Consider the following 11,827-nt stretch of genomic DNA (forward strand, 5'->3'; position numbering starts at 1 on the left):
TTCGTGTCGACGAGTTCTTTGAGTTGCTGTGTCAGGTGGAGGCGTTGGGAAGGTGAATACGGCACGGTCGTTGCAACCTCTCGGATGGAGAGTGTTGCAACGACCGTTAGAACCCAAGCTTCCGATGGAAGTGCAGGGCGCCTCGGCGTCGGTGGGTGTCGGGAGTCAGCGGCCCTGGTTGGCGACGGCGCCGATGGCCGACTCGGCGGCCTCGGGGTCGAGGTAGGTGCCGGGACCCGTGGGGAAGAGATCGTCACCGATCTCGTAGTGCAGCGGGATGCCGGTCGGGATGTTGAGGCCGGCGATGTCCTGATCGGAGATCCCGTCCAGGTGCTTGACGAGCGCGCGCAGCGAGTTGCCGTGCGCGGTGACGAGGACGGTGCGGCCGAGCTGGAGGTCCGGGACGATCTGGTCGTACCAGTAGGGCAGCATCCGGGTGACGACGTCCTGCAGGCATTCGGTGCGGGGCAGCGCGTCGCCGAGGTTGGCGTAGCGCGGGTCGCCCGCCTGGGAGAACTCACTGTCGTCGGCGAGCTCCGGCGGCGGGGTGTCGTAGGACCGGCGCCAGGTCATGAACTGGTCCTCGCCGAACTCGTCGCGGATCTCCTTCTTGTTCTTGCCCTGGAGACCGCCGTAGTGGCGTTCGTTGAGGCGCCAGGAGCGCTTGACGTCGATCCAGTGGCGGTCGGCGGTCTCCAACGCCAGGTTCGCGGTGATGATCGCACGCTTGAGCCGCGAGGTGTGCAGCACGTCCGGCAGGAGACCGGCCTCCGTGAGCAGTTCACCCGCGCGGGCGGCCTCGGACCTGCCCTTGTCCGTGAGCGGCACGTCGACCCAGCCGGTGAACAGGTTCTTCTGGTTCCACTCGCTCTCGCCGTGACGGAGCAGGATGAGGTTGTACGTCATGGGCCCATTCTGGCACGGGCGCGCGCGGGCGTGGAGGTCCGGTCCGGTGGACGGTCCGCGAAGCGGCGTCGGGCACAGCTCGGTTCAGTAGGTACCGATGTACTCGTTGTCCTCGGCGAGCAGGTGCTCGAAGGCCTGGAGGTTGCGCGTCGACTCCCCGCGGGCGATCCGCCAGGCCCATTCCTTCTTCATCGAGGTGAGGAAGCCGATGACCAGGAGCTCGTCGAAGCTCTCGTCGGCCGCGGAGAGGAACCGACCCATCATCTGGTCAAGCAGCTCGGAGTCCCATGCGGCGTTCGGCACCGTCCCGTTCAGGTACACGTCGCCGAGCGGGTCCAGCGCGAAGGCGAGCCCCGAGAGCCGGGTGTTGCGCTGGAGCAGCCAGGTGTGGAACTTCCCGTCGTTCTCGTCGGGGCGACGGATGACGAAGGCCTGGAGGTCGACAGCGCGTTCACCGGCACGCACCGACACGGTCGTCTTGAGCTTGTGCTCGCCGGGCAGGGTGACGGCGACGTGCGCGGGGTCGAACACCTCGACCTCGAGATCCTGCTCGCGGGCCCAGCCGACGACGAGCGCCGTCGCCTCCCGCAGTTCGATCCCGGTGTCCGCGCCCGCGGGGACGGGTTCGCCGGTCTCAGTGGTGCGCATGGTGTCGGTCACGGGGGACTCCGTTCAGGGCAGCGGTGGCGTCGAGGATCGTCCCCACCGCCCGGGCCCAGTCGAACCGCGCCGCGTGGAGGTGGGCCGCGGCCCCCATCCTGGTCCTGCCGGCGGGATCACGCAACAGGTCCTCGATGGTGCGTGCCCAGGCCAGCGGCGAGCCGTCGGGCACGAGCACGCCCGTGCGACCGGGATCGACGACATGGGGCAGACCACCAACGGAGGCGGCGACGACGGGGACCCCGGCGGCCTGCGCCTCGGCGGCGACGAACCCGAAGGACTCGCTGCGGCTGGGCACGAGCACCAGGTCGGCGGCGCGGTACCAGTGCACCAGTTCCTCCGGGGGCACGGGATCGACGAGGTCGAGGCGGTCCTCGACGCCCACCTCGGCCGCGAGTTGGCGGAAGGCGGCCGTGTCGACCCCGCCGCTGGCCCCGCCGACCATGACGAGCCGTGTCCGGGAGTACAGGGCGGGGTCGAGGGTGCGCAGTGTCGCGAGCGCGTCGATCGCGCGGTCGGTGCCCTTCACGTACTGCATCCGTCCGACGTAGAGGAGGAGCAGGTCCGCGTCCGCCCGCCCGACGGCGCGGCGGGCCTCCTGGACGGGCCCCGGGGTGAAGGTCGCCAGGTCGACGCCCGGCGGGGCGACGAGGACCTGCGAGGCCGAGGCACCCAGGAGCTCCTCCATGTCACGGGCCTCGGCGGGGGTGTTGGCGATCAGCAGGTCGGCCCGGGCGGCGATGTCGCGCTCGTGGTGGAGGCGGACGGCCGGCTCCGCGGCGGTCCCGGTGTCCCGGTCCTTGACCGCGCCGATCGTGTGGAAGGTGACGGCGACCCGGGGACGTGGGTGGACACCGGCCGCGGCGATCGAGTCGGCGGCGGCGAGCGCAGCGACGGCCGAGGTCCAGTAGTGCGCCCACACGAGGTCGGACCCGATGATCGCGGGGTGCCCCGCGAGGACCGTGGCCAGGTCGGCGGCCTCGTCGACGAGACCCACCTTGTCCGTGGAGCGCCGCGGCAGCACGTGGACGGGTACGCCGTCGGGCAGGCTCCGCTGCTCCGGCCGGCTCACCTGCGGGTCCGTGGTGAATACGACGGGTTCGTGACCGGCGGCGCGGATGTGGGTCACGGCGCGGGCCACGTAGACGTTGAGGCCGCCTGCATCACCCGCGCCCGGTTGCGCGGCCGGTGAGGTGTGCAGCGACAGGACGGCGATACGCACGGCACGCCATCGTACACGTGGGACCCGGCGATATCCTGGTCGGGTGACCCCGCCCCGATCCCGACCGCCCGGCACCGGCCGCACCCGCCCGGAGGGGACGATCACCCGCGGGACCACGAATCCCAACCGCCTGCGCCGGGTCGACCGGTGGGCGGTCCACCTGCTCGAACCGGTGCTCCGCCGGGCCTCCGACCGGCTGGTCGTCGACCTGGGCTACGGCGCCTCGGGCGTCACACCCCGCGAACTCCACGACCGGTTGCGCGCCGCCTACCCCCGGGTACGCACGCTCGGCCTGGAGATCCACCCCGACCGGGTAGCCGGGGCCCTCCCCTGGGCGACCGCGGGTCTGGACTTCCGCCTCGGCGGCTTCGAGATCCCCGTCGACAGGGCGCCCGCCGGCACTGTGCCCGGCGAACGTCCCGTCCTCGTCCGCGCCGCCAACGTCCTGCGTCAGTACGACGAGGAGGAGGTCCGCCGGTCCTGGGCCCGGATGGCCGCCCGGCTGGCGCCCGACGGGTTCCTGGTCGAGGGGACCTGCGACGAGATCGGGCGCAAGCAGGTGTTCGTGACGATCCGCCCGGCGTACGCGACCGTGCACCGGGGGCTGGCGGAACGGCGCGGGGCCGCGGTGTCCCTCCGGACCGTCGACGACCCTCCCCCGGTCGAGCCGATGACGCTCACCATCAGCGTCGACACCGAGGTGCTCGAGCGTCCCTCCGCCGTGGCGGACCGGCTGCCCAAGGCCCTCATCCACCGCAACGTGCCCGGCGAACGGATTTACGCCTACCTGCAGGAACTCGACCGCCACTGGGACCTGGCCGCCGGGCTCGCGGCCTTCTCCGGCAGACAGCGGTGGATCGCGATGGCCAGCTCGGCCCACGCCGCCGGGGTCCCCGTGGTCCGTTCCCCAGCCCGCTGGCGCCTGGGCGAGATCACCGTCCCCTGGGACCACGTGCGCCCCCACGACTGACCCACCCCGAGGCCCGCACCCGATTCCCCACCCCCGAGCCCCGGCGAGGACGAGGGCAGCATCCTCACCGAGGTCACACGACTGTTTCCCCGCCCCGAGGCGCCCCACCGTCATACCAAGGAGGGCGCGGCGGCCACCCCGCACGTCCAATGCCAAGGAGGGGCGGGGCGGCGGCCACCCCGATGGGAGTGGCTTCGGGCATACGACGACGAACCCCCGACCGGAGCGCTAGCGGAGGTCGGGGGTTCGTCGTCGTGGGCGGGAGGGGTGGCCGCCGCCCCGCCCCGGTGCGACAGAGCACGGGAGAGGTGGCCGCCGCGCCCGGCACATGAAATGCCAACCACAGGGCGCCTCGGGAGCGGAGGAATCAGTCGTTCAGGAACTCGGTGAGGATGCGGCGGACGTCCGAGCGTCCCTTCCAGAGGATGCTCCCCTCCGGCAGCACCTCGAGGTGGGAGCGGGTGAAGGCCGCGGCGTAGTCGCGGGCGATCTCGACGGGGTGGGCGGCGTCGTCCTCGTGGGTGAGGACGAGCACCTCGCCCGCGAAGTCGGCGGCCGCGTCCGGGTCGTCGACGGCGATCTGCGTGGAGAGACCGGCCCCGTCGGACATGTCGGTGTCGAAGAGCGCGTCGACCTTGGCGCGGGCCCATGCGACGGCCGGGGGCATGGCGGCGACCTCGGCCGGTTCGCGGGCGAGCAGGTATTCCAGCATCCCGGCACGGTCACCGGTGGACAGGAACCGCCGGACGTCCGCGGTGTACTGCCTGTTCCGGGCGGCGAGGTGCGCGGGGAAACCGGCCCACGAGGCGGGTAGGACGAAGACGAGCTTCTGCAGTGTCTCCGCGTGCGGATCGCGGGAGGTGACGAGGCGGGCGAGACCTCCGGCGCTCATGGAGACCCCGAGGGCCCGGGTGACGGGACGGCCCACCTGCTCCTCGACGTCGTCGAACGCACGGGCGATCTGCGGGGTGATGTCCGCGTAGGTCCAGTCGGGTCCCGGGGAGGGACGGCCGCCGTGTCCGCCGAGATTGACGAGCGCCCGGGTACCGGTGATCCCGGACGAGAAGGGGCGGGTGTCGCGAATGGCGCCGGAGAACCCGTGGGCGAAGAGGGTGACGGGATCACCCGACCCGAAGATGCTCACCCACCCGCTGTCGGCGCCGGGGAGGTTGGGATCGCGACGCACGCGTGCCGCGGGTCCGTCGGTCACGCCGGTCACCGGTCGCGGAACCGGGGATCGACGGAGCGGACCGCCTTGCGGACGTCGACGAAGTAGACGGCGGCGGCCACGAGGGCGGCGATCGTGAGGAACATGGGCATGAGTCGCATGGGAGGCATCGCCATGAAGGACACGAGTGCCGCACCACCGGTGATGAGCGCCCACATGGTCCGCGACTTCTTGCCGGCGGCCGCGTAGACCTCGTTCCGGTAACGCAGGGAGTCGATCAACGCGAGCAGCGAGAACACGAACACCGCCACGAGGAAGGCGCTGAACACCCAGGACTGGACTGCGGCCACGGTGTGCATCATGCCGGGAAGTCTACCGGGGAGAGTTGTCCGTCCCCTGATCGTCCCCGTCCTCGCCCGTGCCCCCGGCCGTGGCCGGGTCGGGTGGTGTCCCCTCCTCGGAGGGCGCCTCGGCGACCGCGTCGAGCAGGTCGGTGAAGGACACGGGACGCGGCAGGGGCGGCAACGCGTCCTGGGCCTGCTGCTCGGAGTATCCGCCCGCCTGCATGAGGTCGACGGCCAGCGGGCGCAGCAGCATGACGAGTGCTTCGTCGTTGAAGTCCAACAGGTCCTGGCGGCGGGGCTCGAGGTCGGCGGCCACCTGCGCGAGGACGTCCTCGGCGGGCTGCGCACCGTCCCCGGCCGAGAGCGCCTCACGCAGTCCGTCGGCACCGCGGGCGAGGCCGGTGAGCATGTCGGCGACCTGGGGGCGTTCGATCCCGGTGGCGACGATCCCGTCGGCACGCCGACAGATGACCCGCACCAGGCGCATGGCGCGGTCGGCGTACTCGACCGCGTCGGCCAGGCGGGTGATCTCGCGGGCGTACCTGCGACCCCGGGCGTTGATCCGGGCGGCCTCGAGGGACACCCCGATCGAGGACCGCCACGAGTCGACGAGGTCCTGGGAGTCGCGGGCGCGGTCGAGGGCGTCGCCGGCGACCTCGCGGTCGGCCGTCCGCAGGGCGCGGGCGCACATGTCGAGCACCTCGGCGATCTCCTGCAGCAGTGTCGAGGCGTGCGCACGCGGCGCCTTGCGGGCGTCACGGGGGACGAAGAGGGCCATGAGGAGCGCGACCGAGGCGCCGATGAGAGCGTCGATCGTGCGGTCGAAGGGTCCTGCGGCGAGTCCTGGTGGAACCGTGATGACGTAGATCGCCTGGATCCCCATCTGCATGGTGAAGAGGACACCCGAGTTGATGAGTTGGCCGAGGACCATCGCGACGAGCATGATGACCGACAACTGCCAGATCCCACCCCCGAAGGTGTGGAGCATGAGTTCGCCCATGAACACACCGAAGCTCGCACCGAGCCCGAACTCGAGGGCCCGTCGGACCCGCTTTTCGACGGTGACACCGGTCCCGACCGCGGCCGCGACGGCGGCCAGGAAGGGGTACTCGTGGCCGAGGACCCAGTGGCAGAACGAGTAGGCGAAGGTGGCACCCAGGACGATCTGCAGGATCTGCGGCAGGGCCGTGCGGACCCGTCGGATCCCCATCCGGAGGCGGTTACCGGTGAGCACCAGGCTGCGACGCAACGGTGTCCGACGCCGGCTCCGAGGTGGTGTCACGTCGGGCTCCCGGTCACGGTCCCCCTGTGCGGTCGTGGTCTCCGCCATGCGCCGACGCACCCCTTCCACTCGCTCCCTGAAGCTTACGTGACAATGCGTGTCCGTCCCGTGTGAGAGAGTGAGCGCGGTCGGTCGGTGCACGGTCGACGCGTGCGTGCGCCCCGACCACGGAACTTCTGAGAGGTGTGGCGGTTGATGACGACGAATCTGCGACGTGACGAGGCGCGTGCACGGGCACGACTGCTCTCCACGGGCGCGTACGAGGTGCACCTGGACCTCACCGGTGCTCCGGACCCGGATCGGACCACCTACACGTCGACGACGACCGTGGAGTTCGACTCCGCCAAGAACTCCACGACCTTCCTCGATCTCATCGCCCCGACCGTCGAGTCCGTCGAGGTCAACGGTTCTGCACTCGACCCGGCCGAGTGCTTCGACGGGGCCCGCGTGACCTTCCCCGTCCGACGCGGCCTCAACACCGTCCGGGTGCGGGCACAGGCGGAGTACTCCCGGAGCGGAGAGGGGCTGCACCGCTTCGTGGACCCCGCCGACGGCAAGGTCTACCTGTACTCGCAGTTCGAACCGACGGATGCCCGGCGCATGTTCGCCAACTTCGACCAGCCGGACCTCAAGGCCGTGTTCCGGTTCGTCGTCGACGCCCCGGCGGACTTCGTGGTCCTCAACAACACGGCCGAGGAGACCGCCACCCCGGTGACCGGGACGGACGTCGAGCCGGACGAGGGCGCGCTCCGGCACACCTTCGCACAGACACTCGTGCAGTCGACCTACATCACCTGCGTGGCCGCCGGCCACTACGCCTCGGCCCAGGACGTCCACGTCGACGCGGAGACCGGTACCGAGACCCCGCTGCGGGTCTTCACCCGGGCATCACTGGCCGAGCACATGGAGGCCGAGGACATCTTCCGGGTCACCAAGCAGGGCCTGGACTTCTTCCACCGCCACTTCGACCACCCCTACCCGTGGGGCAAGTACGACCAGATCTTCGTGCCGGAGTACAACCTCGGCGCCATGGAGAACCCGGGTCTCGTCACCTTCACGGACGCCTACATCTTCCGCGACCGTGTCACCCGCACCATGTACGAGTCGCGGGCGAACGTGATCCTCCACGAGATGGCCCACATGTGGTTCGGCGACCTCGTCACCATGAAGTGGTGGGACGACCTGTGGCTCAAGGAGTCCTTCGCCGACTACATGGGCGGGTTGGCCCTGGCGGAGGCCACCGAGTTCACCGACGGCTGGGTGACCTTCGCGCTGCGGCGCAAGGACTGGGCCTACCGACAGGACCAGTACCCGACCACCCACCCGATCGTCGCGGACATCCCCGACGTCGAGGCGGCCCGCCTGAACTTCGACGGGATCACCTACGCCAAGGGCGCGAGCGTGCTCAAGCAGTTGGTCGCCTTCGTCGGACGGGACGCCTTCATGGAGGGGACCCGGCGGTACTTCCGGCAGCACGCCCACGGGAACACGACCCTCGACGACTTCCTCTCCGCACTGTCCTTGGCCGCCCCGGACCGGGACGTCCACGCCTGGGCGGAGGCCTGGCTGCGCACCACCGGTGTCTCGGAGGTCGCACTCGACCTCGCCACCCGGGAGAAGGACGGCCAGTCCCCCACCATCACGGCGGCGACCCTCACCCAGCGCAACTCCGAGGCCCGCGGTGACGACGACCCGGGGACCCTCCGACCACACCGCATGGAGATCGCCGGCTTCTCGATGTCCGGCGGACGCGGCCCGCGCACCCGCAGTGCCCGCAGCCTGCGCCGGAACTCCACGTGGGAGGTCGACCTGGCGGGCGCCTCGACGCAGGTGGACGTCCTGGCCGGCAAGGTCCGCCCCGACCTGTTGCTGCTCAACCACGGCGACCACGACTTCGTGAAGGTGCGGCTGGACGACCGGTCAACGCGCACCGCGCTACGGTCCGTCGGTCGTCTCAAGGCCCCCATGGACCGGGCGCTCGTGTGGTCGGCGCTCGGTAACGCGGTCCGTGACGGCCTGTTGCCGGTCGAGGACTACGTGAAGGCCTACGACCGCACGCTCGGCCGCGAGGACCACCCGGGCATCACGGCGGCCCTGCGCAACCAGGTTCTCACCGCGCTCGACCGGTGGATCGCCCCGGACCGGAGGGACGCCGCGATCGCGGACGTGCTCGGCGAGGCGCTCGACGGCGTGGCAGCGGCCGAACCCGGTTCCGACGCCCAGCTCGACCTCGTCGGGACGGTCCTCGCGCTCACCCGCCGGACGGCGGGCACCGGCCACCGCACTCCCGCTGTGACGAGCGGGCGGGAGTTCGCCAGCGCGATCCTCGCCACCGGTGTCGGGACGACCGTGGGCGAACCCGTCCCGGGTCTCGTCGTCGACCACGCCCTGCGGTGGAACGCGCTCACGGCACTCGTGGGTCTGGGTTGGGCGGACGTCGAGGACATCGCGCAGGAGCGGAAGGACGACAACTCCGGTTCCGGTGCCCTCCACGCGGCGACGGCGAACGCGGCCCGTCCCCTGCCGATCGTGAAGATGCGGACCTGGACACAGATCACCGAGGACACGAGCCTGTCGAACGACATGCTCTCGGCCAAGATCGCAGGGTTCGTCGCTCCCACTGGACGGCCGATCCTCGAGCCCTACGTGGAGTCGTACTTCGCGCTGCTCGACGACCTGTGGTCGAGCCGGTCCATGGAGATCGCCAAGCGCCTGCTGCTCGGCCTGTTCCCGCACTGGTCGACCCGGCTGGACGTCGTCCTCCACCGGACGGACACCTGGCTGGAGACCCACCAGGACGCACCCTCGTCCCAGCGCCGACTGCTCCTCGAACAGCGCGATGAGGTGGCCCGCACCATCCGCCTCCGGACGGTCTGAGGCCCCACCTCCCGCCGAGGCGCCTCGTCAGCGGGAGCCCTCCCCTTCCTTCACGGGGGTCCGCGAGAACACCGTCGCCATGACCGAGGCGGCGATGTTCGCCCAGAAGGCTGTGACGGCGCCGGGTAGTGCGGCGAGCGGGGAGATGAACTGGGTGGCCAGGCTCGCGGCGAGACCCGAGTTCTGGAGGCCCACCTCGAAGGTGAGCGCGCGGCGCTGACGGGCGTCGAGGCCGACGGCCCGGGCGACGCCCCACCCCAGCGCCATGCCGGCCGCGTTGTGGAGGAACACCGCGAGGAGCACCAGGAGGCCGGCGGAGACGATCGTGTCCTTCGAGCCGCCCACGACGATCGCGACGATGATCGCGATGACGAGCGAGGACGCCCAGGGAAGGACGGGCAGGAGGCGGTCGACGAGCCTGCTGAGGAACATGCGGACGAGCACACCGAGGACGACCGGGATGAGGACCGTCTGCACGATCGACATCATCATGTCGACGAAGCCCACCTCGAGGCGGGATCCGGCCAGCCACAGTGTGAGCATCGGGGTCATGAGCGGAGCGAGCAGGGTGGAGACCGTCGTGACGGTGACCGAGAGAGCCACGTCACCCTTGGCCAGGTAGGTGATGACGTTCGAGGCGGTCCCGCCGGGGGCACAGCCGACGAGGATGAGGCCGACGGCCAGTTCCGGTGGCAGGTTCAACGCCATCGCGATCGCCCAGGCGAGGAACGGCATGATGCCGTACTGCATGACCGCTCCGAGGGTCGCGATCCACGGGCGCTTGGCGATCCGTGAGAAGTCGGGGACGGTCAGCGTCACGCCCATGCAGAACATGACGATGCCCAGGAGGACGGTCGTCGGGACGATCGAGGTGATGCCGACGGACGCCTCGGGCGCGAGGAACCCGACGATCCCGCCGACGATCACGAGGGCGGGGAACACGGTCGCGGCGAGCTTCTCACCGCGGGTGGCGGTGACCGGGCGGGACGTGCTGCCGGGAGGCGGCGTGGTGCCGGAACCGGACTCGGGGGACGGGCCTGTCTCTTCTGCCTCGGTGCTCTCCGTCGAGCCGAGGTTCCGTGGGGATGTCATGGCGGACAGGCTAGGTGCCGCGTCACCACATCGTGGAATCCTGCTCTCGACATATGAGACGCCTGTGGCGATGTGACGATTGGTCGGACGCCCGAGGAGTCCTGCGCATCGGCCTGCGCGTCGGCCCGTGCCCCGACGTCCGCCGCGCCCCGTTTGTCCTCGTCGTGACCGACGGCGATAGTCTGCGGACCATGAAGCTCTCCGTGCTCGACCTCGTCCCCGTCCGCGTCGGCCAGACGACCGGACAGGCGCTCACCGCCTCGCGTGAACTCGTCCGCACCGCCGACCGACTGGGGTTCACCCGGTACTGGGTGGCCGAACACCACAACATGCCCGCGGTCGCCTCGACGACGCCGGGGGTGGAACTCATGTATCTCGGCGCGGGCACCGAACGCATCCGTCTGGGTTCCGGTGGCGTCATGCTGCCCAACCACGCACCGCTGGCGATCGCCGAACAGTTCGCGCTCCTGGCCGCGGTGTACGGCGACCGGATCGACCTCGGGATCGGCCGGGCGCCGGGGACCGACCCGATCACCTCGGCGGCGATGCGCGGGCACCTGGGCGAGGGGCACCTGGTCGACCGCAGTGGGAACCGGGTGGACCCGGTCGAGAACTTCCCGCAGCACGTGATGGACGTCCTCGCACTCCTCGACGCCGAGGGTGCCGACGTGCCGCTCATGAACGACCGGAAGCACAATCTGCGGTCCACTCCCGTGCCGACCGCGAAGCCGACGGTGTGGCTGCTCGGGTCCAGCGGGTACTCCGCACAGCTCGCCGCGATGCTCGGACTGCCGTTCGTGTTCGCCCACCACTTCGCCGGGAAGGGCACCGAGACGGGCATGCAGCTCTACCGCGACCAGTTCACCCCGACGGAGCACGGGTCCGAGCCGCGCACCTTCCTCACCGTCAACGCCGTCGTCGCCGACACCCAGGAGGAGGCCCAGGTGCTGGCCGAGCCGAACATCTACCAGATGGCGGGCCTGCGGATCGGGCGGACGCCGGACTTCCAGCGCCTCGCAGGCTCCGACGTGCGCTCCCGGATGACCGACGGCGACCGGGCGATCGCCCCGAAGCTCACCGCCACCTGGGCGATCGGCGACCCGGCGACCGCCGCCGCCCGGATCCGTGAGGACGCCGAGAAGTACGGGGTCGACGAGATCATGATCCACCCCGTCGCGGGTGCACACCCCGACGATTCCCTCGACCGCGCTCCGCACCGCATCCGCACCCTGGAGCTCCTCGCCGCCGAACTCCTCGACTGAGGGCCCACACGAAATCACGTGGTTCGGCACGGATCACGAGTTCC

General features: G+C 70.7%; 10 protein-coding genes. 3 read left to right on the top strand and 7 right to left on the bottom strand.

Features of this window, described 5'->3' with window-relative positions:
• Positions 1–165: 165 nt before the first annotated feature.
• The 3 genes from AAD496_RS14490 to AAD496_RS14500 form a co-directional block, all read right to left on the bottom strand.
• Positions 166–906: a phosphoglyceromutase gene (locus AAD496_RS14490; RefSeq protein ID WP_349829569.1), complete on the bottom strand. Its 741-nt coding sequence runs from the start codon at positions 904–906 to the stop codon at positions 166–168.
• Positions 907–990: 84 nt separating this feature from the next.
• Positions 991–1,566, bottom strand: a complete 576-nt coding sequence (locus tag AAD496_RS14495; protein WP_349829570.1) for a YbjN domain-containing protein — start codon at positions 1,564–1,566, stop codon at positions 991–993.
• On the bottom strand, positions 1,541–2,788 hold the full coding sequence (locus AAD496_RS14500) for a glycosyltransferase (RefSeq protein WP_349829571.1): 1,248 nt from the start codon (positions 2,786–2,788) through the stop codon (positions 1,541–1,543). The genes AAD496_RS14495 and AAD496_RS14500 overlap by 26 nt, the downstream gene beginning before the upstream one ends.
• Positions 2,789–2,831: 43 nt before the next feature.
• Between AAD496_RS14500 and AAD496_RS14505 the strand changes: the two genes are divergently transcribed.
• Positions 2,832–3,758 carry a class I SAM-dependent methyltransferase gene (locus AAD496_RS14505; protein ID WP_349829572.1) on the top strand — a complete coding sequence of 309 codons (927 nt, stop codon included), beginning with the start codon at positions 2,832–2,834 and terminating at the stop codon, positions 3,756–3,758.
• A 367-nt stretch (positions 3,759–4,125) separates the two neighbouring features.
• On the opposite strand, the gene AAD496_RS14510 is transcribed toward AAD496_RS14505, so the two are convergent.
• Genes AAD496_RS14510 through AAD496_RS14520 form a run of 3 tightly spaced genes read right to left on the bottom strand, consistent with a single transcriptional unit; the run spans position 4,126 to position 6,600 of the window.
• Entirely contained in the window at positions 4,126–4,968 is an 843-nt protein-coding gene (locus AAD496_RS14510) for an alpha/beta hydrolase (protein ID WP_349829573.1), read from the bottom strand.
• A 5-nt stretch (positions 4,969–4,973) separates the two neighbouring features.
• Positions 4,974–5,288 (bottom strand): DUF2516 family protein, encoded by a 315-nt coding sequence (locus AAD496_RS14515; protein ID WP_349829574.1) that lies wholly within the window; start codon positions 5,286–5,288, stop codon positions 4,974–4,976.
• A gap of 10 nt (positions 5,289–5,298) precedes the next feature.
• Positions 5,299–6,600 carry an FUSC family protein gene (locus AAD496_RS14520; protein ID WP_349829575.1) on the bottom strand — a complete coding sequence of 434 codons (1,302 nt, stop codon included), beginning with the start codon at positions 6,598–6,600 and terminating at the stop codon, positions 5,299–5,301.
• Between the two features lie 147 nt (positions 6,601–6,747).
• Here AAD496_RS14520 and pepN point away from each other — a divergent pair, with 147 nt between their 5' ends.
• The gene (pepN, locus tag AAD496_RS14525; protein WP_349829577.1) at positions 6,748–9,429 is read left to right on the top strand and encodes an aminopeptidase N; all 2,682 of its coding nucleotides are present in this window, start codon (positions 6,748–6,750) and stop codon (positions 9,427–9,429) included.
• Positions 9,430–9,456: 27 nt separating this feature from the next.
• Here the strand turns inward: pepN and AAD496_RS14530 are convergent, their stop codons facing one another.
• On the bottom strand, positions 9,457–10,521 hold the full coding sequence (locus tag AAD496_RS14530) for a bile acid:sodium symporter family protein (RefSeq protein ID WP_349829578.1): 1,065 nt from the start codon (positions 10,519–10,521) through the stop codon (positions 9,457–9,459).
• Between the two features lie 191 nt (positions 10,522–10,712).
• Between AAD496_RS14530 and AAD496_RS14535 the strand changes: the two genes are divergently transcribed.
• A complete protein-coding gene (locus AAD496_RS14535) occupies positions 10,713–11,783 on the top strand; it encodes an LLM class flavin-dependent oxidoreductase (protein ID WP_349829579.1) in 1,071 nt (356 codons plus the stop codon).
• Positions 11,784–11,827 lie beyond the last annotated feature (44 nt).

Source organism: Brevibacterium litoralis, from assembly GCF_040212315.1.
Taxonomy (GTDB): domain Bacteria; phylum Actinomycetota; class Actinomycetes; order Actinomycetales; family Brevibacteriaceae; genus Brevibacterium; species Brevibacterium litoralis.

What these genes read in the sequence shown, in the direction of transcription:
- AAD496_RS14515 (WP_349829574.1), bottom strand. Translation starts at nt 5,288, where the DNA reads ATGATGCACACCGTGGCCGCAGTCCAGTCCTGGGTGTTCAGCGCCTTC.
- AAD496_RS14490 (WP_349829569.1), bottom strand. Translation starts at nt 906, where the DNA reads ATGACGTACAACCTCATCCTGCTCCGTCACGGCGAGAGCGAGTGGAAC.
- pepN (WP_349829577.1), top strand. Translation starts at nt 6,748, where the DNA reads ATGACGACGAATCTGCGACGTGACGAGGCGCGTGCACGGGCACGACTG.
- AAD496_RS14530 (WP_349829578.1), bottom strand. Translation starts at nt 10,521, where the DNA reads ATGACATCCCCACGGAACCTCGGCTCGACGGAGAGCACCGAGGCAGAA.
- AAD496_RS14535 (WP_349829579.1), top strand. Translation starts at nt 10,713, where the DNA reads ATGAAGCTCTCCGTGCTCGACCTCGTCCCCGTCCGCGTCGGCCAGACG.
- AAD496_RS14520 (WP_349829575.1), bottom strand. Translation starts at nt 6,600, where the DNA reads ATGGCGGAGACCACGACCGCACAGGGGGACCGTGACCGGGAGCCCGAC.